General features: G+C 36.3%; 23 protein-coding genes. 6 read left to right on the top strand and 17 right to left on the bottom strand.

Annotated elements, in window-relative coordinates:
- Positions 1-54: 54 nt before the first annotated feature.
- From I5677_RS02780 to I5677_RS02760, 5 genes are all read right to left on the bottom strand, one after another.
- Positions 55-660: a DUF421 domain-containing protein gene (locus I5677_RS02780; RefSeq protein WP_197660046.1), complete on the bottom strand. Its 606-nt coding sequence runs from the start codon at positions 658-660 to the stop codon at positions 55-57.
- A gap of 52 nt (positions 661-712) precedes the next feature.
- A complete protein-coding gene (locus I5677_RS02775) occupies positions 713-1,525 on the bottom strand; it encodes an MBL fold metallo-hydrolase (RefSeq protein ID WP_197660045.1) in 813 nt (270 codons plus the stop codon).
- A 170-nt stretch (positions 1,526-1,695) separates the two neighbouring features.
- Entirely contained in the window at positions 1,696-2,826 is a 1,131-nt protein-coding gene (locus I5677_RS02770) for a zinc-dependent alcohol dehydrogenase (RefSeq protein WP_197660044.1), read from the bottom strand.
- A 251-nt stretch (positions 2,827-3,077) separates the two neighbouring features.
- Complete coding sequence (locus tag I5677_RS02765; RefSeq protein WP_197660043.1) at positions 3,078-4,013, bottom strand: alpha/beta hydrolase; 936 nt, start codon at positions 4,011-4,013, stop codon at positions 3,078-3,080.
- A gap of 48 nt (positions 4,014-4,061) precedes the next feature.
- Complete coding sequence (locus I5677_RS02760) at positions 4,062-4,658, bottom strand: hypothetical protein (protein WP_197660042.1); 597 nt, start codon at positions 4,656-4,658, stop codon at positions 4,062-4,064.
- A gap of 206 nt (positions 4,659-4,864) precedes the next feature.
- On the opposite strand from I5677_RS02760, the gene I5677_RS02755 reads away from it, so the two are divergent.
- Together I5677_RS02755 and I5677_RS02750 are read left to right on the top strand one after the other, a co-directional pair.
- On the top strand, positions 4,865-5,554 hold the full coding sequence (locus I5677_RS02755) for a response regulator transcription factor (RefSeq protein WP_197660041.1): 690 nt from the start codon (positions 4,865-4,867) through the stop codon (positions 5,552-5,554).
- Positions 5,551-6,948: a sensor histidine kinase gene (locus I5677_RS02750; protein WP_197660040.1), complete on the top strand. Its 1,398-nt coding sequence runs from the start codon at positions 5,551-5,553 to the stop codon at positions 6,946-6,948. Before I5677_RS02755 ends, I5677_RS02750 begins: the two co-directional genes overlap by 4 nt.
- Before the next feature lie 227 nt (positions 6,949-7,175).
- On the opposite strand, the gene I5677_RS02745 is transcribed toward I5677_RS02750, so the two are convergent.
- From I5677_RS02745 to I5677_RS02700, 10 genes are all read right to left on the bottom strand, one after another.
- Entirely contained in the window at positions 7,176-7,523 is a 348-nt protein-coding gene (locus tag I5677_RS02745) for a four-helix bundle copper-binding protein (RefSeq protein WP_197660039.1), read from the bottom strand.
- 276 nt (positions 7,524-7,799) lie between these two features.
- Complete coding sequence (locus I5677_RS02740) at positions 7,800-8,426, bottom strand: hypothetical protein (RefSeq protein WP_197660038.1); 627 nt, start codon at positions 8,424-8,426, stop codon at positions 7,800-7,802.
- Between the two features lie 17 nt (positions 8,427-8,443).
- On the bottom strand, positions 8,444-9,529 hold the full coding sequence (locus I5677_RS02735) for an SGNH/GDSL hydrolase family protein (RefSeq protein WP_197660037.1): 1,086 nt from the start codon (positions 9,527-9,529) through the stop codon (positions 8,444-8,446).
- A 36-nt stretch (positions 9,530-9,565) separates the two neighbouring features.
- The gene (locus I5677_RS02730; RefSeq protein ID WP_197660036.1) at positions 9,566-11,158 is read right to left on the bottom strand and encodes an MBOAT family O-acyltransferase; all 1,593 of its coding nucleotides are present in this window, start codon (positions 11,156-11,158) and stop codon (positions 9,566-9,568) included.
- Positions 11,159-11,169: 11 nt separating this feature from the next.
- Positions 11,170-11,400, bottom strand: coding sequence for an acyl carrier protein (locus tag I5677_RS02725; protein ID WP_197660035.1), 231 nt, complete (start codon positions 11,398-11,400; stop codon positions 11,170-11,172).
- 130 nt (positions 11,401-11,530) lie between these two features.
- Entirely contained in the window at positions 11,531-13,042 is a 1,512-nt protein-coding gene (locus I5677_RS02720) for an amino acid adenylation domain-containing protein (protein WP_197660034.1), read from the bottom strand.
- A gap of 32 nt (positions 13,043-13,074) precedes the next feature.
- Positions 13,075-13,815 carry a cysteate racemase gene (gene cuyB / locus I5677_RS02715; protein ID WP_197660033.1) on the bottom strand — a complete coding sequence of 247 codons (741 nt, stop codon included), beginning with the start codon at positions 13,813-13,815 and terminating at the stop codon, positions 13,075-13,077.
- Positions 13,816-13,913: 98 nt separating this feature from the next.
- Complete coding sequence (locus I5677_RS02710; RefSeq protein ID WP_197660032.1) at positions 13,914-15,557, bottom strand: transglutaminase domain-containing protein; 1,644 nt, start codon at positions 15,555-15,557, stop codon at positions 13,914-13,916.
- A 305-nt stretch (positions 15,558-15,862) separates the two neighbouring features.
- Positions 15,863-16,549: a manganese catalase family protein gene (locus I5677_RS02705; protein WP_197660031.1), complete on the bottom strand. Its 687-nt coding sequence runs from the start codon at positions 16,547-16,549 to the stop codon at positions 15,863-15,865.
- A gap of 97 nt (positions 16,550-16,646) precedes the next feature.
- Positions 16,647-19,196 (bottom strand): PEP/pyruvate-binding domain-containing protein, encoded by a 2,550-nt coding sequence (locus tag I5677_RS02700; protein ID WP_197660030.1) that lies wholly within the window; start codon positions 19,194-19,196, stop codon positions 16,647-16,649.
- Between the two features lie 134 nt (positions 19,197-19,330).
- Between I5677_RS02700 and I5677_RS02695 the strand changes: the two genes are divergently transcribed.
- Positions 19,331-20,050: a DUF421 domain-containing protein gene (locus tag I5677_RS02695; RefSeq protein ID WP_197660029.1), complete on the top strand. Its 720-nt coding sequence runs from the start codon at positions 19,331-19,333 to the stop codon at positions 20,048-20,050.
- A 513-nt stretch (positions 20,051-20,563) separates the two neighbouring features.
- The gene (locus I5677_RS02690; protein WP_197660028.1) at positions 20,564-20,863 is read left to right on the top strand and encodes a YerC/YecD family TrpR-related protein; all 300 of its coding nucleotides are present in this window, start codon (positions 20,564-20,566) and stop codon (positions 20,861-20,863) included.
- Between the two features lie 288 nt (positions 20,864-21,151).
- On the opposite strand, the gene I5677_RS02685 is transcribed toward I5677_RS02690, so the two are convergent.
- Positions 21,152-21,952: a DUF1836 domain-containing protein gene (locus I5677_RS02685; protein WP_197660189.1), complete on the bottom strand. Its 801-nt coding sequence runs from the start codon at positions 21,950-21,952 to the stop codon at positions 21,152-21,154.
- Positions 21,953-22,224: 272 nt separating this feature from the next.
- Between I5677_RS02685 and pcrA the strand changes: the two genes are divergently transcribed.
- Both pcrA and I5677_RS02675 read left to right on the top strand, forming a co-directional pair.
- Positions 22,225-24,537, top strand: coding sequence for a DNA helicase PcrA (gene pcrA, locus I5677_RS02680; RefSeq protein WP_197660027.1), 2,313 nt, complete (start codon positions 22,225-22,227; stop codon positions 24,535-24,537).
- A 326-nt stretch (positions 24,538-24,863) separates the two neighbouring features.
- The gene (locus tag I5677_RS02675; RefSeq protein ID WP_197660026.1) at positions 24,864-25,163 is read left to right on the top strand and encodes a DUF4366 domain-containing protein; all 300 of its coding nucleotides are present in this window, start codon (positions 24,864-24,866) and stop codon (positions 25,161-25,163) included.
- Positions 25,164-25,391: 228 nt separating this feature from the next.
- Here the strand turns inward: I5677_RS02675 and I5677_RS02670 are convergent, their stop codons facing one another.
- Entirely contained in the window at positions 25,392-26,387 is a 996-nt protein-coding gene (locus I5677_RS02670) for an ABC transporter substrate-binding protein (RefSeq protein ID WP_197660025.1), read from the bottom strand.
- Between the last annotated feature and the right edge of the window lie 39 nt (positions 26,388-26,426).

The raw sequence follows: 26,426 nt of genomic DNA, 5'->3' as shown, positions 1-26,426 counted from the left end.
TTACCATAAACTTATGACACTTTATCATATAATGGTATAATTATTACAGGTATCTTAGGGTTCGTTTTCACCTTCATGGCTTTCCTCTTTGATTTCCTGAAAGATATTGTTACTTTTCCTTTTTACTTCCTTTGTTTTCTGATTACCCGCTATCAATTTTTTCATCTCGGTAATCTCGGACATTATAATGAGAAAATCTTCTTTAGTAATGGGTTTTTTGTTATCCTTTAGTTCATAACCTAATTGACCACTTACTTCTATTGTTGCTGTCTTAACATCTTCAATGGAGTTAATCCCGGATTGTCTTAACCGTGTCTCCAGCCTGTCAACCGTTAAGCGAAGCTTCTTTAACTGTTTCATATTCACATTTCCATTCTCGATCACCAATATCGATTTTCCGGAAAAGAAGGTCTCCAGAGCATCCACCTTAACCTCCAGATATTCAGTCAATATCATTAAAATAGTAAATAAGAAAGCAGCTGCTAAAGTTCGCAATACATTATTTCCCGCAATCGGTTGAATTAGCAAAGAACCAATACCAATCATCACGATGGTCTGCGTAATAGTCATCTGTGAGATAGACTTTCTTCCACCAAATCTTAGGATTAATTGACCTAATATGAATATTGTAATTGTTTTCCATATCCAACTATAATCCATACGAACCTCCCTGCCGTTGATTTACTATTAATATAAATTGGGAATACTGTTCTCATTTTCGTTGTTTTACTTTAGGAACAGCAATTTCATTAAAATGCTCCGTCAGCATAATCAAATGCTTCTTTACCTCATCACCCTGCATCGGTGCACCATGACTAGGCAAAACAATCTTAGGATTAAGGTTGCTAAGCTTTTTTATCGAGTGAAAAGCTGCCTTCCAGTCCCGTGTTAGATAGGCTGGTGGGCCTTTCACTTTGTCCTGTTCCGTTAAAACTGAAAGAAATGACTCCTGCTTTGTCGTAGTAAAAGCATCTCCAACAATTAAGACCTTATCTCGGAATCGATACAGAGAGATATGTCCATTTGTATGACCGGGCGTGTGTATCCATTCCCATTCCGGCATATCAGGAATTCTGCCTTCCGGGGGAAGTATAAGGATTTTGTCCCCAAGGTTGATCCCTTCACTTGGAAAGGTCGGTGACATTTTTGCCACCAAACCTTCATCCACTTTCGGATCTGGTTCCGGATAATTCTTTTCTCCGGTTACATAGGGTATCTCATTTTCATGAGCATAAATCTTTACGTTCCAATGGTCAGACAGTTTTTTTACACAGCCGATATGATCAAAGTGCCCATGGGTCAAAATAATAAATCTGGGTCTACTTTCCTTACCAAAAAGATCTTCGGTAGTCTTTATTATGGAATCATAAGAATTCTCCAATCCCGTATCGACCATGACCCATCCATAAGCATCTCCTACGATAAATGCATTTACAATCGTAAACTTCATTATCGTAATGTCCGGTAAGATTTTTTGTGTATGTGTAGTAATTTTTGATAACCCTTTCACTATTTGATATATCATTTCATCATCCCTCCTTTTTCTGTTTTTACGTTAGCAAAAAATTTATATGAATTCGCTCCAAATATTCTCAATAGGATTACTAGATAATCCTAATAATTCTTTCATAAGATATAAATACTTATCTTTATTTTTATTATTAAATATTGAATTCTTAAAATATAATCATAAAATTAAGGATTTAATATTACTTTAATACAATTGTCCTCTTTTTTATCAAATATCTCATAGCCATGAGAACCCTGGTCCAGAGGAAGTTTATGGGTAATAATATCGGTTGGATCAAATTTCCCTTGTTTAATCATTGTAAGAATCGGATCCACATACTTATGAGCCGGACACTGCCCCATTTTTAACGTAATATTTTTAGCAAAAAAATCACCTAAGGGAAACATATTATATCTAGTACCGTAAACACCTACCAAGACAACTGTCCCTCCCTTTCTGACTGCCTGAGATGCCATTTCGATGGCTGACTTTGATCCTCCCTGTAGCTTTAATACAGTTTCAATCTTTTCTAGAGCTGTCATTTTACCGTCAACTCCGACACAATCCAGTACTACATCTGCTCCCCCATGGGTTATTTCGTGAATATATTCGCCGGTATCCTCGTGCTCTTCAAAATCGATTACTTCCACCCCATAATTCTTTTTAGCGTGGGCTAAGCGGTAATTAATATTATCAACCGCTATAATTCTCTTAGCACCGACTAATGTTGCCCACTTGATTGCGGTTAACCCGATCGGTCCGCAACCAAGAACAACAACGGTATCGTCCTTTTTCACTCCCCCGATGTCTACGCCCCAGTAAGAGGTAGGAAGTACATCGGTTAGAAACAATGCCTGCTCATCTGTAAGCTCCTCCGGCACAATGGTTGGTCCTACATTGGCATAGGGTACTCTTAAATACTGTGCCTGTCCACCATCATATCCTCCATAGGTATTACTGTAACCAAATATTCCACCGCATTCACCATTTGGATTAGAATTGTCACATTGACTCCACAAATCATGCTTACAAAACCAACAATGCCCGCAGGATACCGGAAACGGAATAATAATCCGGTCTCCTTTTTTTACTTTATTAACTTCAGGACCTATTTCCTCCACCACTCCCATGGTCTCATGACCCAATACAAATCCCTTTGGCATATTCGGAACCATACCATGAATAAGATGTAAATCTGAACCACAAATAGCAGTAGAAGTTACCTTTATTACAATATCATCCGGTTTTTCTATTTTTGAATCCGGTACTTCAGCTACCTTCACATTTTTAATCCCCTCATAAACCAACGCTTTCATAAAACCAACCTTTCATAATCAATTCATAGAAAAAACTTTTATATGTAAAATTATCTTTCCCTGCTATGAATGAATTATGTATAAAAAAAACAGCCCTACACAAATGCTTCATCCAATTTACAATGTGTAGGACTGCTATATTTTATAAAAAATATATAATGTTATGAGTTGGTTAAGAAAGGTTTTGTTAACCTAATAATTTAATCACGTTTTATTTAGGTAAAATCATTAACTATACTAAAGCTCTTTATCTATTGTTTATCTGTATGGTTAAAAATTCTGTCGATAAACTCTTCTACTTCAACCCAGGCATTGTTGGCTTCAGGTAAAAGCGGATATAAAAGCTGAAATACGTGAAACATATCTTTGTAGGTGGTCTGAGTAATATCTACTCCGGCAATTAAAGCCTTATCAGCCACCTCCAGCGTATCCCCAAGTAAAGCCTCTTCGCCACCGACCTGCATCAAAATGGGTGGAAACCTGGAATATTCCCCATAGAATGGTGAAATATAAGGATCCTTAGGATCACTACTGCCAACATATGGTACATCCATACGTTTATAATCAAGTTTTGTCCATGCTGACATTGTAATTAAAGCAGCAGGTAAGGGTAAATCATTATCCCGGAGGTATAATGCAGTGGCAAGAGTCAGTCCTCCCCCTGCAGAATCACCTACAATTATAATTTTCTCTGCTTTATACCCTTGATCAAGAAGCCACTGGTAGGCCATTACAGCATCTTCCAGGGCAGCCGGATATGGGTGTTTCGGCGCTACCCTATAATCAATGGTCAGAACCCTAGCCTCGCTGATTTGTGCATACTTAACGGCGAATCGCTGATAGTTAGTACCATTCTCGGCAAGGGAACGTTGATAAGCTCCTCCATGAAGCTGAAGTATTACGTTATCTGAACTATTATCCTTAGGATAAACCCAATTCATATTAAGACCATTGTATTCAATATCATCAATCGTATATCCCTCTGGTAATTCCCATTCTTTATTCAATTCCTCTAACATTTGAATATGAGCATTATCATCGAAATTAAATTTTCGCTGGAATAAGGAACCCTTACCAATGACTATAACCTTCAGTCCGATATACAAAATAAAACATAATACAATTAAGCTTCCTAATATCAAATAATTTCTTTTAGATCTATGAGTCATTCTCACTGCGATTTCCATATTCCCTCCAGCCTTCTTGTGTCATATCAATATTCTCAAAATAACTTTTCAATAATTCATCTGTAATTCTAATATCTTTTTCAGTATCTCATTTTTTTCAACTAATATAGAATATCTGGTATCCTGAATTTCTGCTAAAGCCTCAGATAAAGTTTGTAACTTATCTTCTTCTGTATTCTGACTGGTTCTATAGTCATTCATCAGCTCTATCATATCTAACTTTGCTGCTTGTAAACGATCTCTAATTTCTGATAAATCACTTTGATAAACCTGAAACTTCTCCAGAAGCTGTGGATCTAAGCTATTGCCGTTTTCTCTCATCTCCATATAACTTGTTACTAAAGATTTGGTAAGCTGACGATTTTCATCCGCTACTTCTCTGTTTTTTTCGCAGGAGGCTATCAGTTCATCACTTAAATCAACATCTGATAATAAGAAACATCCGTTTCCTAAACCTCTGTCCGACATCCAATTTCCTCTGTCAGCCTGTCTTCGCATTCCCAGTCTCATTTCTCTTCTGTTTTGTCTTCTTTCATATCTGCCCATGAATGGTGTCTCGGTATCTGTAGTAGTTGTAGCCAATGCAGTTGACCCTAACATCAACGTAAGAATTAATGTACTCAATACAAAAACTATCTTCTTCATATACAGTCTCCTTTTTTAATATTTTTTTGTTACAGCCTTATTATAAAATGATGTGTATCCGAAAAACAAAGGATAAGCTGTGGCAAAATAGTGGCAACTGTTTATCTTCTACAACAGGTGTTGTATAATGAGGACAAGTCAAGTGTTATAGTAGTAATATGGAAGTTATAATCAAAGGATTATTATGGCTAAGGAAGGTTATAGATATGGCAAAGATGATATATTTAGCTGATGATGAAAAAAATATACGGGAATTAATCAGTGGCTTTTTAACAAATGAAGGTTTTTATGTAAAAGCCTTTGATAACGGAGACGATTTATATCATGAATTCTTAATTTCACCCTGTGATATGGTCATACTGGATATTATGATGGAAGGTACGGACGGATTAACGATCTGTTCAAAAATTCGACAACAGCACAATGTACCGATTATTATTGTATCTGCCAGAGACAGTGAGCTTGATCGGATTACCGGCATCACGCTTGGAGGAGATGATTATCTTGTGAAGCCTTTCTCTCCGATTGAACTGGTAGCCAGGGTAAAAGCTATCTTTCGACGGATGCAGCTTGATAGAGAGCCTTCCTTGGATACCATACTAAAATATGGTGATATTACATTAAATCTTGCAACTAGAGAAAGTAAACGAAACGAAGATAAATTGGAATTAACCCCCACAGAATTTGCACTCATGACTTATTTTTTTGAAAATAGCAATCGGGCTATTTCACGGGATGAACTTTTAAAAAATGTATGGAAGTTTGACTTTGATGCAGATACCAGAGCTACCGATGATGTAATTAAAAGACTAAGGAAAAAGATCGCCCAAAGTACCGTAAAGATTGAATCCGTTTGGGGTTTTGGCTTTAAGCTGGGAATAGGAGAAAGCAAATGAAGACGATAAAGAAAAAAATCGCTTTGCCATTTATAACAATTATTTTATTAATTCCCATCATAACTATGATTTTGTTTCATATTACCTTAAGAGTTTATGTGGACCGGACAGCAAAGGAGGAACTCCAAAATACGATATCGGGAATTGAACAGCTTGTGAAACAACAGGTATTACGAGGTTATACCGGTAAAATGTTTGGAAAGGATCATGAGACTACCAACAATAATTTAATGACATTGCGCTCCGCTTTAAGGGTATCTAATCTAACATCCAATACAGAATTTTTGCTTCTATCAGAAGATGAAATATTATTTCCGACCATATATGAAGACAGCTTTCTTACAGAAAACTTATTGAAAGATGCGATAAAACAATTGGATCATATAGAAGAGAATGAGCTTACGAAATTAACTCTTAATGGAGATAGTTATTATGTCACCTATAAAGCTTTGAGCGGGAGGCTAAATTCCTTAAAACTCTTTTTTATATCCCATAATAAATCCGCAGATGTATTAATGAAAACCATTTATCTGTCCCTATTAGCAATTCTAATGCTCTCTGCCACAATAAGTATAGCGATTGCTCTTGGTATTTCAAGGAGTATATCCGACCCCATAACAAAATTATCGACCCACGCGAAGAAGATTGGTAACGGTGAGTTTTTATCCCTGGAGAACAATAATAGCAGTCGTGAAATCCATACTCTAACCAAAAGTATGAACGAAATGAGTGAACGTCTTAAAAATTATGATAACGCACAAAAAGCTTTTCTTCAAAATGCATCTCATGAACTAAGAACACCGTTGATGAGCATTCAGGGTTATGCAGAGGGAATTGCCGGCGGTGTATTCTCCGATACACAAAAAGCCGCTAACATCATCTGTGATGAGAGTCGCCGCTTAAATAATTTGGTGGATGAATTACTAACTCTATCCCGAATAGAAAATCAGACCTATAACAATAAATTGGTGAAAGAAAATCTCTGCGACATGGTGAAAGATTGCATTCAGAAGGTGGAAGGATATGCTTTAAAAGAAGATAAAACCATAACAGTCTCGTTAAGTGAAAGTCCGGTATATGCATATATAGACGAAGTACTTCTTTTACAGGCTGTCAGTAACATTTTATCTAACTGTATTAAGTATGCCAGACAGGATGTAAGGGTAACAGTATTTACACAGGAGAATCAGGCCATAATTCGAATTTCTGATGATGGAGCAGGTATCGCGGCAGATGATCTACCATTTATATTTGATCGCTTCTACAAAGGTAAGAAAGGAAGCTTTGGCCTAGGCCTTGCTATAGCAAAAAGTGCTGTTGAATACATGGGGGGTAGCATTAACGCTTTTAACGATACGAACGGTGCCGTATTTGAAATCAAACTAAATAATTAATACGTATCTAAGCTCAAATCCAACTCGATAGGATACATTGATATCCTATAAGACATTCTATTCATAACAAGAAAGAAAATATCGCATAGTGGATAGCATGGGAGTGTGCCTTACCATAATACACTGTTTGACGTAAACATTGTTAATTATGTGTCCTTTAACCTGTGTGTGAGGTAAGTCCTACTCCCATCTTATCAATCTATGCGACATTTCCTTTCGATATCCAATTACATCTTTGCCATACTCCTGCATTCGTCTGCGCAGATACGACATACTTCTGCACATTTAACACAGTGTTCATCCTGAAACATTGCACATTCCTTAGCACAGCTGTCACAAATCCGCGCGCATACCTCACAATGTTCTTTTGAATATTGGCTGTTCATTGACATCATGGATACTGACATCTGGCACATCATAGCACATTCCACCAAAGAACTAACACAATTTTTTCTGGCATTTAGATCCGGTTCATTCAAACAGGCATGAAAGCATTCATAGCAGGCCTGAGAACATTTTGCACAAGCATCAATACAAGACTGCATATTTCTCATTGTATTTGTTACAACTCCCATAACAAACCTCCTTATATTTTGATAGTGTTATGGTTTCCAAATACAGTTAACTTATTCTATTTTGAATATAAAAAATCCTTGTTTCAAACAATGCATACAACTCAACATGATAACTTTGATAAAACAACATATAAAGATTATACCCTAAGGATTCCTAGAACAAAGAGTTTACCTTGGCAAACTCTCGCGCCGATCGCGGTCGGAAAAAGGCTAAAAAATGGATAAGTAAGAGTTATGACTTACTTATCCATTCTGTCTTTATAATATAAATATTAATTATTCTAAACCTTCCACTATAGCCAGATATGTGATAGCAGTTATCACCCCATCTTCAACAAGAAAATTAAGTTCTGTTTCTCCTAAGGTATAGATATACATTCCCATCTCTTGTGTATAGTCATTACCATAGGCTGCCAGCATTTCCTCTAAAGTTGATCCAAGGTAAATGCCTTCTGTAGTACTGACGGAATCGTCAAGAAAATTGACAGAGGAGATAAAATCTTCGCTTTCCATTGGATATGTGGATAACTCAAACCCATTGTAATAATAAATCTTATCTAATCCTTTAAAGGCACAGCTTTCAGCCTCAAAGTACTCCACCGGCTCACCTAAGGCTTCAATTACCGATGCTGCATTCGTGTTCATATGAATTGTGACATCACCAAATTCAAAGGGATATCCAACAACTTCTTGTTCTTCATTATCTGAAACAGATGCATCTGATGCGGCTTCGGTTTCCTTATCTGTTTCCTCATTCTTCTGATTGTTGTCTGCTGCTTCTTCAACATTTGTATTATTCTTTGCTGTGTCATCTTTCTCTTCCTTCTTTCCGCAACCGGTTAAAAGTAGAAATAGCATACACAGCATAAGAAATTTAAGTAATTGATAATTCATCTTATTCATTATTCTCACCCTTTTGATTACCTTTCATCCTCTTTTTCCTGTGCCTGAGCACCATAGCTTTTTAAGTACCCATACTTTTCAAGCTCTGATCTTTGATGTTCTTCCATGGAATAATAAAACGTTATCTTCTTATCCCAGATTTCTTTTAATCTGGCATCTTCTCTATGATCCGGTAAGTGAAACTCATTACTTAAGATGCTTCCAAAATAATCCGTGAATTTCTCTGCACCGGACAGATTAAGATGCAAACCTCCGTCATAAGTATCTTTACTGTAGTCTATACCTATTTCCTCAGCCTCATCCAAAAAGTTGATATAGGTTAAGTTATTTTCTTTGGCGTAATTAACCATCTGTTCATCCCATTCTTCATACCAATAAGGATATACACTGGGTGACTTTATAAGTATTAGCTCAATATCATTTTCCTTACACAGCTTAGTCATCTTATCAAGGTAATCATAGCTGTTATCTCCAAAGCTATAGTCTGCCAGCTTTCTTCCCTTTGGTATTACATTAACCGGCTTCACATCAATTCGCATAAGATATCCGTTATGGGAGAGCTTATCTTTATCGAACAGATATTTGAAGTCCTCACCGGAAAGCTCGTTCCATCTGGAATGATACCGAAGTATCGGAAAGAGATAAGTGATAAGCTGTTCATCTTCCATCATAGAGGCTTTGACTGCACTAATTTTAGATTTTGAAAGCTTCATTCCATCCAGTGTTAAACGGTTATATGCCTCCTTCTGAGGCTCATTATATTTCATTGATAAAACATTGAATACGACAGCCTTAGGCTTTTCGTAGTTAAGTGTCTCTTCTAACAGATAATAAGACTGCCAGATTAACTGCTGCGCGCTACCTCTGATATAACTGGTAATACCGTAATTCTCCCATAGTGTAATGGGAGATACATTGGAAAACACTTCACAGTCACCAATAAAAATGACATCATGTTCTTTTACTTCATCATAATACTCTTCCACCAAATTCCCTTCGTGAATAGATGACATATACTTTGGCATGAAAAGTTCTTGAAGAAGGGCAAGGATTATTATTGCTAACGTAATCACAGATATATTGATTAAAATCTTACGTATCATAAAATACCTTTCTAAAACTTGATAATTTTTTTCACATTAAAACTGACTATAGATAAACTGACCGGAATCGTATCCAACTCCATAAGCTCCAAAGATTAATATCGCTAAAAAGATGATAAAATAAGTGGCATAACGTATCATCAGAGGTTTCCTGGCCAACTGTCTTCGCACACTTCCTTTTCTTTGTAGCAGGCTCACAATCAGTAATAATATAACGCTAACCATAAGTACCATGTAATCTGATAACATTAATCCCAGTTTCATAAAGCCGCCGTTGAATAATTCACCGATATTCATCTTCGTAATGATGGTACCATACATTCGAAATGTGGTCCCCACATCCCGGTAACAATCCAATATTCTGATGAGACCCATAAGCCAGAAAGTTCGTCCTACCTGAAACAGTCGATACCAAAAAGTATGTCCAACATGAAACCGTTCATGAAATTTGGTATAGAGGGGCGTTAATTCCTGTGATACCAATATCACTAGGCAGTTGAGTAATCCCCATACGATAAAATTCCATGCTGCTCCATGCCAGATGCCTGTAGTAAACCAAACAACAATCGATGCAATATAAACAGGTATTCTTTTACCAACCTCATCACCGAATTTGGCTCTGCATTTTTTCGATAGGTTTAGCATGGATTTACTCACAGAGATAGGGTAAAACATATAATCCTTAAACCAGGTTCCCAGGGTGATATGCCATCTTCTCCAATATTCAGTCGTGGACTTTGAAAAATATGGACGTTCAAAGTTCTCTTTCAGACGAATCCCCAGAACCTGTGCAATACCGATTGCAATATCAATACCTCCGGTAAAGTCTGCGTATAGCGTGATAGCATAGAAAAATATACCTAACACTACATAAATACCCTGAAATTCATCTGGATTTCGAACTATCGTATTCACAGCTATTAGCATTCGGTCTGCAACGACCAATTTTTTAAAAAATCCCCATAAAATACGCTGTAAACCAAAGGATATATTCTCTGCGATATAAGGATGTTTTTCAAATAATGTTTCCTTCAGATCATCAAAACGGCTGATCGGTCCTTGGACCAGCTGGGGAAAAAATGATACAAATAGTGCTAATCTAAATATATTTTTCTCATAAGAGTATTTTTCGCGGTATACATCAATGATATACCCCATGGTCTGAAAGGTATAAAAACTGATTCCCAAAGGAAGAACCAAACCAAGAACAGGGAGCTTGCGATCTGTATTTAACAAATCCAAAACTGAATTGATATTATCAAAGGTGAAATTCGTATATTTTAATACAGCTAATATACCAAAATTAAATAACAGACAAAGTACCAGCCACTTTCTCTGTTTTCCTTTCATCATGGCTTTGTAGGATTTACGCTCTTCTCTACTCAATTCCTGTTTATGCTGCTTAAGATAATCCGTCTGCCTCGTCTGTAAAACATTAAGCTTCCAACTAATGATATAAGTGGAAACTGTAGTTGCCATTATGTAGACAAGGGACTTAATTCCGGCTAGGCTGTAGAACAAATAGCTGACTATCAATAATAAAATCCATTGATATTTTTTTGGAATTAAGTAATAGGTTATGAATAATATGATTAGTAAAAATATAAATCGATAGGATGTAAAAAGCATACTACCCCCTATTATTCTTCTTCAATGAGACGCTCTACCATCGCGTGTAATGCTTTAGCAGAATTGAAGTTCTTTGGAATAATTTCTTCTACCGGTATGGTGATATCAAACTCATCACAAAGCTCTGAAATAATGGTTACAATATCGAAGGAATCAATAATCTTATCATCAATCAAAGTATCACATGTCTCAAAATCCACATCCGGATGCAGCTCACTTAATATTTTTATTATCTGTTCCATCTTTTCTACTCCTTTTTATTTTTCTCAATATTATCGTATCAATTATCATACATTACATATTTAAATTACATTTATATAAACTATCACTCTAAATGATTATCTTTTTTATTTCTTAAATATTATTTACCATCTACTTATTATTATATTTTTCCTTAAGAAGTACCCGATTTACCTTACCGTTAGAAGTAAGTGGCATTGTGTCTAAGGCTTCGATTACATTGGGTACCATGTACCTGGGTAGCTTTTCCTTTAATTTCAACGCGATATTTGCAGTCGTGATATCGCCAACATAATATAGTACAATCTTCTTCTTAATTTCGTCAAAGATACAACAGGCACTTTTTACTTCAGAGATCGTATGAACCGCCGCCTCGATTTCACCCAGTTCTATGCGATGCCCCATATGCTTTATCTGATTATCCTTACGGGATATAAAGATTAGTTCACCCCGGTCATTGTATTTGCCCAAATCTCCTGTGCAATAAATCAGCTCAGGATATTTATTATTCAGAGGATTTTGTATAAATACTTCATTGGTTTTTTCAAAGTTCTTATAATAGCCTAATGTTAAAGAGGTACCCCGAATGCATATTTCGCCGGCTTCCCCCTGCTTTGGTATCTGTCTGTTTTCATCCAAAAGAATGATTTCCGTATTATTAAATGGTCTTCCAATTGGAATTGCTTCATTGGGTTCAAAATCCCTGTTCACCTCGTAGTAACAGGACATGCCGGTAGCTTCTGTCGGTCCGTATAAGTTAACAAAGCGGGCATTTGGCAGATGTTTTTTCCACAATTTAAACTGCTTGATTGGGAACACTTCACTTCCGAAGGCTATGGTATGCAGATACTTTGGAGTTTCCTTGTCAAGAGCTCCAAAAGCAGATATCATGGTAAGTGCTGATACCACCCAACAAACTGTATTAATCTGATACTTATTTAGAAACTCTACCAGCTGAAGTGGAAACATAAATAAATTTTTAGGAATAAGGTAGGTTGTCGCACCAAACTTTAAAGTAGGATAAAGCTCCTTCAAACATGCATCCACATAAAGTGGAGTTTGATTTCCGAATACGGTTTCTTCGTTAAACTTTAATACCTCAGACAGACTTTCAATATAATCAATAACCGATCTGTGGCAGGCAATCACACCCTTTGGTACCCCGGTGGATCCGGAGGTAAACACAATATAGATAGGATCCGTATCAATCTGCTTATTACGTATATCCCTAATAATATCATCTCTGACAGAGGTCTTTATCATATCTTCATAAGAAAAGACAAGTCCCTTATAATCAAATGTCTTGATCACATCCAATGTATCAGAATTACATATCACAGCCTTTGGATTTAAACTCTGAAATATCAGTTCAATCCTATGTCTTGGCATCTCTTCATCAATCGGAACATAATAATTCCCGCTATAAATCACCCCATAGAAGGTGACAATTGTTGCTGGATGCTTACCCATAAATACGACAATCGGTTCCTTATATAATTCCTTGTCATTTAAGCAGGTTCCGATTGCCCTTGATTGCTCATATACTTCTTTGAATGTTAATCCTATCTCTTCATTTGCATATGCTATTTTATCCGGCACCCTATGTACCGTCTGTTCTAAATATTCCAATACATTCTTTTGCATCCTAATCCTCCCTAATGTTATCTTGCCTACCGCTATGTAATCAAGGATTTATATTCATTTTTAAGTTTCCCATCACACAATAATATCGAATTCATTGCCAGTACTTCCATGGCATCCAAATAACCGGCTCCAATCGAATAATCTCTCTTAATTAAGGATAGTTCGGTACAACCTAGTATGATTACCTGTGCACCTTTTGTTCTTAACTCTTCAGACACTTGATGGAAGAGCTCCATTTCAACCGGCCTGCTGGCTTTCACATTGCGATATATCAAATCAGTAACATAATCCTGTTTTTCACCGGAGGGTATTACGGTATTTATTCCCTGCTCTTCTAATTCCACCTGAAATATGTTACTGTATATGGTCCCTTCGGTAGCCATAATACCTGCACACCTTATCCCATGTTCTTTTAGATGCTTTGCTGTCTCCTGAATAATATGGATGATTGGAACCTCGATCCCATTCGCTAATATATCATGAAAATAATGAGCAGTGATGCATGGTATCGCAATACAATCCACTCCTAATGAAACTAAAGTCTTACCTGCTTCAATAATTGGTATTGCTGGATTTTTCATGCTTCTTCCAAGGATATATTCGGTCCGATCCGGTATGGAAGGTTTACTTAATATGATCATTTCAAGGTGTTCCTGGTCAACTGCGGCATCCGTCATCTTCGTAACTAATTCATAAAAATACACGGTAGCCAATGGACCCAGTCCTCCGATAATTCCTAATCTTTTCGTAATAACTGCTCCCCCTCCACTCATTAATGTACCTTTACTACTTTAGTAATAATATTTAATAATTCCTTTTATTACATTCGATTAAATTTTGTATGCTCTTTTCATAAATTTAACTAGTATTCTTATGGCCAATTTACCTTTTCATCCGGTGTCGCCGGGTATAAGGACTTATCAAAATTATAATATTTATTGCCTCTTGATTTAGTATAAGCCTCTACCTCTGCATCAGTAAGCATAAAAGCTCTAAATTTATCTTTCGTAGGACAAGTATCAAAATGATACCATCCCTCTCCGTAATTAACCAAATTCCAGAAATGCTGTGTTCTTCCACCCACTCTGGTTACCCGCATGTTATCTATACCTGCTCTGGTCAGTAAGGCTTCTGCAACTGCATAATAGGTAAAGCAATCACCTAATCCTTTACTCATACCACGATAAGCTTCTTTTAACCAACTGCTTTTATCTGAGCTTCCGGTATAACCCACATGGCCCTTCACCCACCGAAAAATCTCCCAAGCCTTCTCTAGTTTTGTCATATTATTATTCGTAATCTTAGCCAGGATACTATCCGCTAGATCAAATACCATTTCCTCTGTTACGATAAACTCATTTACGGTAATCGTAGCTGTTTCGATCGCTTTATTACCGGAGGAATCCGTAGCACTATAAGTCACTTGATAGGTACCGGGTTTTTTTAGATTAACCTTACTGCTATCTACTTTATATGATATATCTTTATCTTTATTATCACTGACGTTGATTCCTTTTTTATAAGACACCGTTTCCCCTTCATATACTGTCTTATCCCTGATGCCTGTGAAAACCGGGGCCTGTGTATCTTCTTTAATCATAAGGTTTGCTGTTACTTCTGAGATGTTTTGATACTCATCTGTTAAAAGAATTGTAACCTCCTGTGTTCCGAGATGAGTAAAATCCGGAGTTTCTTTATAAGATATGTTTACCGTTGATACATCATTGATTTGTGACATAAAGGAATATGCTTCTACCTTCTCATCCTTCCAAATCTCCAAATCTACGGTCTTTCCTATTGGGGGAGTCGTATCTATGACCTCTATATTAGAAGTTAAAACCCTTCCGTTCACTTCCATCTGTATCTCATGAACAGTCGGTTTACTTGTATCTAGTTTTGTCAGATCCGATAGAAATGTAACATTATAATTACCTTCATTAATAAAATCCGCTGGTATAATATTAATAAGGGATCCGGCTTCCACTTGAATGTTATTTTTAACATCCAATACAGTGAGCATAGCTTTTAGTTCGGTGATATTTTGGCTCGTATCTTCTAAAACAATACCAACCTCCTGAGCTCCGGGATTAGTAACATCCGGTTCTTCTTTAAAGTATATCTTGACCTCGGTAGCATCCACAACATCAGTTACAAATGCATCTGCTTTGATCTCATCACCCTTTAACGCCATCTGGTTAACAACTGTAGCCTTAGGCGCAGTCGTGTCAATTACTTCTAAAGAAGAAGTATGAATTTTATTCTTTACTTTAATTCGTATTTCATATTCTCCCGGACGATTTAAATCCAACTCATTTAACTCAGTAATAAAACTTCCATTATTTTTTTTATCCAACAAAAATTCTTTCACTGAGGCCATAGGACTACCTGCTTCCATAGTAACCGCCTTAACAACCATAGGTTTAAATTCCTGATATATAACACCTGCTGCTACAATCAATAAGCAGATAGACAATAATATTAGAAGCCCTTGCATGACTCTCTTAGTCTTTCTCATGTCATCCTCCTGATGCACATTGATCCCTTTATGAATTAATATCCTTTTAGTGCATAATATTCCATTTAAACATTTATGTATATGATAATCTCTATCAACATAAATGTCAATACAACTCGACTTAGATCTACATGCCTCTCAATCCATATATGGATTTCACTATAAATTTTTTAATGCAAAATTTTATTATTTCTAAGGAAAAACCTACTCCTACACCTGTATCATGATAATACAAAAAGCTTATACTTTTTCGTAATTACTATGTTCAGACGTTATAAGGAATAGGTATTTAATAAAAAAATATATTATTTGTGAACCAACTCTCTATCCGGTGTGTTAAAGCTTGGAGCCTCAGGGTTATTCAGATCAAAATGTTTTCCTGGGGATGACAAATCAAAGTATAGTCTGGAATCTTCTGTTACACCAAAGTCCTTTAAGGATCCGGTATCCTGTATCTTGTTAAAGGCTTCTCTAAATAATGCATTATGAGCTTCCTCACGATTCAACAGGAAATCAATTGTGTCCCTAACTCCCTTATCATTAATCTGCCTGTGAAGATATTCGTATACGACTTTCGCTCTTTGCTCTGCTGCAATATTTGATAATAAATCCGCCGCCAGATCTCCGGTTTCATTCACATAAGCAGCTGTCCACAAATAACCGGAGGCATTGGCCAGCATTGGTGCTAAACCAGATAATACATGGGCTTCCACATTACCGATGGTAGCATTATTCGCTGCCAGTTCATGGCCATTGAGTAGATTTACCGTAGTAGCTACCATCTCCATGTGACTGAGCTCTTCTGAAGCAATATCAAGAAACAGATCCTTAATCGCCGGGTCCTTGATACGAAAGCTTTGTGATAAATATTGTAGTGCTGCTTTTAACTCACCATTGGGTCCACCTAACTGTTCCTGCAAAAGTGCTGCATAATTCGGATTGATTGCGTCTACTTTAACTTCCTGTAATAATTGTTTTTCATGTTTAAACATATAACCATCTCCTTACTATTCTTTCATGTTTCTAGCTTAGTATGTGCATATTTAAGTAAAAAAACCATGATTATGTATGCAGGTAAAATTTGAATTTTTATCTACATAAAAGAGTTTGTGTTAATATGTCTGAGAATATCTCCATTCCTTTTGTCTTTGCGATATGAATTACGCTTGAGTAAGTTGAAGCTTCCGGCAACAATACTTCCAATTGATTATTAAGGTTTAATACTTTCTCAGGATATAGCTCTACATCCTTCTTACCGTCAAATAAAGCTACATAGAAGATATCTGTTTCAACAAGATCCTGAAAAAAATGACTTCCATATGATAATTCCGGCATAAATCCTAATTCGCCGGAAGCCATCTCACAAATCACTGACATATTACAGATCTCTGTGAAGCTCACCGGTATTCCAAGGGATGGCGTCGTGGTTCCCCATCTTCCAGGGCCCATAAGCATAACTTTTTTCCCTTTTAGTTCAGAATTAATCCTACCAATCAATCTTGCTATCGTGTATTTCTCCTGCTCACTTAAGGACAAATAATCTTCCATTTTTACAAAAACGACATAATCAATCGGTAATCTTATATTTCCACCCATAAAATTACCCTTGGAACGGAAAAAGCAATCCTTAAGGCTGTTTAACTTAGGCATCTCTATCGATTTTCCCAACCCTTTTGTCTGTAATGGACGACATTGTAATAAATTAACCTTAAAGCTTCCATCCTTTTTAAAATTTGCTGTAAACTCAATATCTACCGGATAATCATAGACCTTGGAAAGTGTCCCTAAGATATCTTTCATTAGGACTGCAAATGACGTATCCTTAAGAAGTTTCGCAAAATCCAAGATATAAGGAGTTTTCTTATTCGTATATCCAAGTTCTCTTAACCGCTCAGCTGTCTGATAATCGATACTGGCGAATAGAGTCTTCTTTACCTTAATATCACCGGTTAAAACATCTTCTAAGGACTTATTCGTCAATGTATTGTCCTTCAGAGAAAGTACGTCTACATAATGTTGTGAGAATTTCTTCTGATCCTCAAAATTAACTAACGGTACCCTTAAGGGATCATTAAGACTTACGATACGAACATAATCTCCTTCTGTTCGGTCAACTGCCCGGGTACCAAGGCCAAAAACCAAACGAAGCATTCCTGCATCCATATCCACACTTTGATCCCAGACATACAGATTAGAGGAATTACCTACACCCGCAACATGAGGATAAAAGTTCTCTTCATAATAATCTCCCGATACTCTTTGAACCAGTACCGCCATCTGCTCATCCTTTTCTGAAAGCCCTCTGTTTTTCCTGTAATTTAAAGCATCCTCATTCATCGTACTGGCATATACAATTCTTACTGCTTGTTCAAAGGCTTCGTATCGTTCTTTTGGAGTACCCTGATTAACACAGAAAACACTTTCATATTTACCGGCAAATGCATTACCAAAATTGTCCTCCAAAAGTGAGCTGGACCTTACAATAATCGGGGACTGACCGAAGTATTCAAGCATTTGGATAAACTGTTCCTGAATATTTTCCGGAAATTTACCATGAAGTAGTTTTTCCTTTAGCTCCTTGGCATACTGGTAATATCCTTCTTCTGTCTTTTGTTTTGTCCGTAGTCTCCACCAACCATTCTGCACTATATAGGTATAAAAGATATCTGAGCCTAAATAATAGGAATCATGGGGCTCCAGATAAGCAGAGAATCTTTCATCCCCTTCTGTAACTAAAATCTTTCTAGCCAACAGCATACCGACACTTTTGCCGCCGATAAAACCGGTTCCAATTTCTCTTGAGGCTATTTCCAAAATATCATATAAAGAAAAATACTTATTACATAAATCATACATCTTTGAATCGTTACCAATCAGTAATGTCATCAGAATCTTTTTTACTTCTTCCTGCTTTTGAAGTGGTTTTTGTAGAACCTCTCTGGCATTGCTAAATACAACATCCCAAAAATCAAGACGTTCTTCACCCCTATGAATACTGGAAAATAGTTCAGCCGCTTCAGAACTGGCTGTTATACAAACCGCTTCCTGCCCCAAGATCAGATGAGGAAAGAACATCGTAGGCGAATAACGCTGCCATACCTTTAAAGGATGAATATAAATTTTATCATTTACAGAATATAAGTCTAGAAGTAGCTGCGTCGTCTCACGAATGCCTGCAATCGTACTATAGGTATGTACATTTCTTTTTATAGCAAAATAAGCTATGGTATCCAACTCATACAGGTAGGGACATGTCACCTTAAAAAAATTTCCGATCATAAGGTCTGAATACCAATATTCCAGCAAATCCGTCAGACAGTCAAATACATAAAACGCCCTTTTTCCTTCTTGCTTCACCAGATTATGAATTTGCGTTGCAAAGCTTTCAAAACCTTTTCTTGCATCTATGTTGTATATTGTTAGCTCTTGCCCTTCTTCCAGTATAGGATCATGATTGCCAAAACGGACATAAATCAACCTCCTTTGATCTGATTTTGCCTGTATAACATAGGGATCCACCAGCCTTTTATAGCATGCAATCGAATCCACCTGCCAGACAACATTATCTCCTAGCCGTAGATGATCAATCGCCTGATCAAACCCTTTTAAACCTGTACTTATTTTTTCATGCCTATCCATAGTTTACCTCCGTTCTAATATGATTTTATAATTTAATTTTCCATTCATGACAGTCAGCTTTTTTAAATCCTTATCAATTATAAGTATATTTCTATAATATACTTCAAAAAATATAGACAGAAAGGAGTTTTCATATGAATGAAGTTATAATAAAAGCTTTATACCTTACCGTAATTGTTTATTTTTTAACTCTAGTATTATCAAGGATTTTAGGAAGAAAACTGGTATCACAGATGACCTTTTTTGATTATATTGTGGGTATTATGATCGGTTCCGCTGCTGTGCAAGCAGCTACTGTTCAAAAGAATCCATCCTTATCTGCATTTATAATTCTGATTGTAATCTGCCTGTTAACCTTTATTATTGATATTATCCATCTAAAAAGTATACGATTAAGGAAATTGGTAGATTCCGAGCCTATAGTTGTTATTGAAAAAGGTAAAATAGTTGATAAAAACATGAAAAAAATACAGCTTTCCTTAGATGAGCTTAATATGATGCTTCGGGAAAAAAATTATTTTAACCATGCTGATGTTGAAAGTGCCATACTGGAAGCAAACGGTAAGCTATCTGTACAAGCAAAAGCAGAAAAACAACCCTTAACTCCCTCCGATATATACCTTACGCCAGCATATAAGGGTCTTACCAGAGACGTTATTATTGATGGTAAAGTTATGGAAAACAACTTAAAATATATTAATAAGGATGAGCATTGGTTAAAGAAACAGTTAGTCAGTTATGGAGTCCACGATTTTAAGGATGTATTTTACGCAGGAATGGATACTTCCGGTAATTTTTATGTATCAAAAAAGCAAAACAATAAGGAAGTGCCAGGAATGCATGGCATTGAATAATCAACACTTAAAAGACTCGGTACATTGGTTTAATAAAACCAATGGGATCGTGTCTTTTTAGATATAAACTAATATCATTATCAACCATTTCATACATAATTATCTTTTTTATCTTTCGTTTCGTGAAAATCGTTAAATTTCTAATAATATTCTACAGAATTCACCTTTTTTCTTGTTTTGCATAGAATAATATTGAAAGGAGTTGATATTATGGGATATGATTATTATGATTATCATCGCAGACCCTGCTGTCCACGCCCCTATGGTCCTTTTAGACCCGGTTGTGGTCCTTGTAGACCCGGTTATGGACCTTATGGCCCTCTATATGGACCAGGATGCAGACGTGGATGTATATTCCCGAGATTCCCTAGACTTTTCTAATATTATATGATAATCTCTAGGTAATCCTACTGCTTATATAGAAAGGTAAAAAAATACTTTACTTTAACACTCTATAGTGTTAAAATTGTGCTGTGTGTGAAACACATTGGATAAAAGGGAGGAGTCCTATTAATGAGTAAGAACATCAGAACAGCAGCTGTTGATCATCTATTTGAAGCTATTTTAAGTTTAAAGGATTCTGAGGAATGTTATACATTTTTTGAAGATATTTGTACTGTTAACGAATTATTATCCTTATCACAGAGATTCGAAGTGGCAAGAATGCTTCGCAGCCATAAAACCTATCTTGAAATAGCTGAAAAAACCGGTGCATCTACTGCTACAATCAGTCGTGTTAACAGATCTTTGAACTACGGTAATGACGGTTATGATATGGTATTTTCCCGTATGAAAGACGGTAAACCGGAGTAATCATCGGCCAGACAAATTACCAAAGCCAATAAACAATCCTAATATTAAAATGATTATTATGTATATTTAAAAACTGTATAAATAACAACGTTAAGCCCATAACATGTGGCGCATGTTATGGGCTTATTCATCTTTGTGCCTGTTTCATATTCATTTTAATAGTATACCATATCCTTTATACTCGTTGTTTAAATATTATATTACATCTAGTATTGCAAAAAATAATTTTTCTCTTATGGTATCTACTTACTTATTTATAATATTATTCATTATTTCATATTCTTTATTTTATTGTTTTTTTACATATTGCTTATTTATGGTTTCTTTTTTATTTACTTCTCTTTTCGGTGCTTCTTTTTTATTGATATCTTTTTTTACGACTTCCTTCTTAGCTTCGGTTTTACTCCCATTCGCTTTCACTGCTTCCGCTTTACTTCCCTGTTTTTTTATATCCGCTTTTACCTCTGGTTTTCTTACCGTTTCCTTCACAGGTTTAATCCTATCACCCATTAAAGAATTATCTATAATTTTTTCAATCATATGCTTTCTCATATATACATCAAAGCAAAGCATGCTAATGAAAGAAAACATGGTTAGAAAATCATGATCCTCTTTATTTTCAATATCCTCAAAAGATTCCTTCGCTTTCGTCATCTTACGAATCATATCTTTTGTAAGGGCATCTGTTTGTTCCTTTTGTAATCTAAAAATCTCCTCGTAAATATCTTCCAGCTTAACATTGGAGCCATCACCATAATAACGACTGGTTAGTGGATTGAAGATATTTTGAATATCATTAATTGATAAGATATTCTTAAAATAATATATAAAGATAAGGAGAAACATATGCTCCTTCGTGTACTTTTTACGATTCGGTGGTGGTAATAACTCATTTTTTGTATAGTTGTTAATCATGGTCTTGGTTAGAAGCTTATCTTCACTGTACCTTTTTGATGACTTTAGGTGCTTGTCCATAAAGGTAGTAACCTGATCCATATATAAATCTATATTAGGAATATCATCTGGCATGATATATTTAACATCTTTCAGACTGTCAATCAGGCCTTTGATATACTCTTCTTTCGTCATATCCAATAAAATCACCTCTAAATCCCATTATATAGTACCCGATACTAGATGTCAAAACAAAAATGATTACATGATAGGTATTGTCTGCTAGTCCTTGGCAGAATCCTTCTCTCCGAATACTAACCTTGAAACCCTACATCTATAATGTTATAATCATACAAAGTAACTGTTTTATCAGTACGGTTTTAACGAACTGTCCCATTATAATTTATATGCTTTGGAGCTATAATAAAATCAGTTACACAAATACATATAATAGGCAGGTAGAAAACATGAGTATATATGATACATTAAACCCCGAGCAACAAAGAGCCGTGTTTCACGATAAAGGTCCTCTTCTGATATTAGCCGGAGCCGGTTCCGGTAAAACCAGAGTACTAACTCATCGAATTGCTTATCTCATAGAAGAAAGAGAGGTTAATCCTTGGAATATTCTTGCGATTACTTTTACCAATAAAGCTGCAAAAGAAATGCGGGAAAGAGTTGATAAAATCGTTGGGTATGGTTCTGAAAGTATCTGGGTAAGTACCTTCCATTCCACCTGCGTCCGTATTCTCCGCCGTTATATCGATACCCTCGGCTACGATCGTAGCTTTACCATCTATGATACCGATGATCAGAAAAGTTTAATGCGTGAGGTATGTAAGTATTTAGAGATAGATACAAAAAAGATGAATGAACGCGGCATTCTATCTGTTATTTCTAAGGCCAAAGATGAACTGGTTTCACCGGAGGAGTTTGCATTAAGAGCTCAGGGCGATTATCAACAATCAAAATATGCCCAGGCTTATACGGAATATCAAAAAAGATTAAAGCTAAACAATGCTCTGGATTTTGATGATCTGATTGTCAAAACAGTAGAACTGTTTCAAACGAATAAAGAAGCCCTAAACTACTATCAGAACCGCTTCCGTTATATTATGGTAGATGAATACCAGGATACGAATACCGCACAGTTTCGGCTGATTCATCTTTTGTCCATGGGTCTTAATGAATACGGTGAACGGGAATACAATCTGTGCGTGGTAGGTGATGACGATCAATCGATCTATAAATTCCGCGGTGCAAATATTCATAATATCCTGAATTTTGAACAGGCTTTTCCGAATACGAAGGTTATAAAATTGGAGCAGAATTACCGTTCTACGAAGAGTATTCTAAACACAGCCAATGAGGTAATATGTAACAATAAAGGACGTAAGGACAAGTCTTTATGGACGGACAATGAAGAAGGACAACCGGTTTGCTTTACGCAGTTTGCTACTGATTTTGAAGAAGCTGACCAGATTACATCTGAAATCAAAAGATACGTGGAAGCAGGGGAAGCAGGTTATAATGATTTTGCCATACTTTATCGCACCAATGCCCAGTCCCGTCTCTTTGAAGAAAAACTGATACTGAGAAATATACCCTATAAGATTGTCGGTGGAGTGAACTTCTATTCCAGAAGGGAAATCAAGGATATCTTGGCTTACCTTAAAACCATTGATAACGGAATGGATAGTATTGCCGTAAAAAGAATTATTAACGTGCCAAGGCGAGGAATAGGATTGACCACCATAGATAAGGTAAATGATTATGCCATAAGAAACGATATCAGCTTCTATGAAGCACTAACCAGGGCACAGTCAATTCCGGGTTTGGAACGTACAGCTTCCAAGATTACTCCGTTTGTCAGTCTGATTGAAGGTTTAAAATCCAGACTAACAAAGGAGGGTTATAGCTTAAATGAATTAATTGATGATATTCTGGATGCTACCGGTTATCTTAGAGAACTGGAGGAGGATAATTCAGAGGAAGCTAAGGACAGAATTGCCAATATTGATGAACTTGTGAATAAACTGGTATCCTATGAAGAAAATGCGGAGGAGGAGCCAACCTTAAGCGGTTTTTTAGAAGAAGTAGCTTTGGTATCGGATATTGATAGTTTGGATGAAACTAATGAACATATCGTATTAATGACACTACACAGTGCTAAGGGTTTAGAATTCCCTTATGTATATTTAAGTGGTATGGAAGAAGGTATTTTCCCGGGATATATGGCCATCCATGCAGAAAATCCGGAGGAAGAAATTGAAGAAGAACGTCGACTTTGTTACGTAGGCATCACCAGGGCAATGAAAGGTTTATCCTTAAGTGCTGCAAAACAACGAATGCTTCGAGGTGAAACACAGTTTAACCGACCTTCCCGCTTCATCAATGAAATACCCAGATATCTGCTTAAAATGAATGCGTCTTCTCCAAAAAAAATACAATCCGGCTATCAAACATCGGATTATGACTTTAATAACCACACCCCGTTTGAGAAGTCCATTGAGTTTGAGAAATCCTCCGGTACCGGATCCTATAAACAAACCCAAATCGCTTATAAGCCATATTCTACTCCTGAACCGAAACAGTTTGCAGGAAATAATATGGGTACATTAGATTATGGCGTAGGGGATACGGTTAAGCACATAAAATTCGGAACCGGTGAGGTAATTGACATAGTCATGGGTGGAAAAGATTATGAAGTAACCGTGGAGTTTCCTAATTTCGGAGTCAAGAAATTATTATCCTCTTTTGCTAAACTGGTAAAGATTTAAATTAACTGTCGTAATATGTTTAAACGAAATCAAGATACCCTGTCACTCAGGATGTTAATTAATAAACCTTTTTTTCTTTTAATTTTTTCTATTGTTTGACAGCATTACACTTTCTTATACAACATTACTATGCGACAGTCCTATATGTCATTAATAATTTTATTTGTTTAAAATATAAATTGGTATAAAACTCACCTTGATTTGAAACTATATATATAGATTTGATTCGATTTATTTAGGGCTTTTGCTCTGAGATACTAACCACTGGTTCCGTAACATAATAAGTGGAATTTATAATATAATTACTCTAGAAAGGATGTGTTATTATGATGAATAAATTGGAGGATTTTTGGGAGGCTATGAGACTTGGTGAACTACTCCACAGAAGAGATCCAATGGAAAAAAGAAGACACACGATTATGTGTATGCTAGCAATTATAGGTGCTGTTGCTGCTGTTGCTGCAATTGCTTATGCAGTATACAGATACATGAATCCTGATTATCTTGAGGATTTTGAAGATGACTTCGATGATTATGAAGATGATTTTGAGGATTATAACGATGATCCAACGGATCCCAGTGAAGATCTGGTTCAATCCGGTCCAACCACCATTGCAGAAGACTAAATTTCTAGTAAAGGGGCTACTTAAAAATAGCACAATGGGAATTTGATTTACCTCACACATAGATTGAAGGACATATTCTGATTTTGTATGCCTTGTTCGAACATTTTTGTTCGCACCAGTATATCAAAATCAGCAACATGTCCGTCAAATAGTGCATTACGGTAAAATCATATTCCCAGATTAACTATTTTTAAGTAGCCCCTTCTTTTTTCTTAGAGACTATTTTTATTAGTCTTTAAGCGCTTCCTTCGCATACTCGGTTATAATTAAATCCTCATAGTCAACCCGTTTTGAAAGCTCTCCTGCTTCTTCAAGAATATCCTGTAGCAGGTCTAAACTAGCCTCTTCAAAAATCAGATTATCTTTCCAGGTATCCTGGTCATAATATCTGGTTACTATCAACACAAGTTTATCCATTGGAATTTCATCAAACTGTGGTGCTATTACCTTAGCAATCTCTTCCGGTGAATGGGTAGCTACATAATCCATACCTCTTTGGATAGCGTTCGTAAAACCCTGAATAATCTCAGGATTTTTTTCAATATAACTTTTCTTTGCTGAGAAAGACGTGTAAGGAACCTTACCGCTTTCAACACCAAGGGATGCTACTACTGCACCTGCTCCCTCTAATTCTAAGGAAGTTGCTGCCGGTTCAAATTCACAGGTATAATCCGCCTGCCCTGATGCAAAAGCCTGTGCCGTAATTCCAAAATCAATATTTTGTATGATCGTTACATCTTTCTTTGGATCAATTCCGTTTTTCTTTAAAATGTACTCAAATACCATTTGAGGCATACCACCCGGCCTTCCGCCAATTACCGTTTTTCCCTTTACATTATTCCAAGAGAAGTCTTCCTCTTTGTTTCTGGATACAAGGAAGTTACCTGCCCGTTGGGTAAGCTGGGCAAAGTTCACAACATAATCTTCTGCACCTTCATTGTACACATAAATTGTAGCCTCCGCCCCCATGAATCCGATTTCACATTCACCGGATAACACAGCTGTCATTGTTTTATCAGCACCCAAACCGTTTACTAAATTAACCTTTAATCCTTCCTCTTTAAAATAGTCCTCTTCAAATGCAACATACATCGGTGCATAAAAGATAGAGTGAGCTACTTCATTCAACGTAATTTCTGTTAGTTCATCTTTCCCTTTACAGCCGACTAACATAGTCGCTGTCATGGTAATGATAGCAAGTACACAAATAAATCTTCTCTTCATTGAAACCCTCCCAGATAAAATGGTTTTTCTTCTATTAAT

This window comes from Mobilitalea sibirica, assembly GCF_015999265.1.
GTDB lineage: Bacteria > Bacillota > Clostridia > Lachnospirales > Lachnospiraceae > Mobilitalea > Mobilitalea sibirica.
Note: the sequence above shows the minus strand (reverse complement) of the source record. Positions and strands in the feature narration are given on the sequence as shown.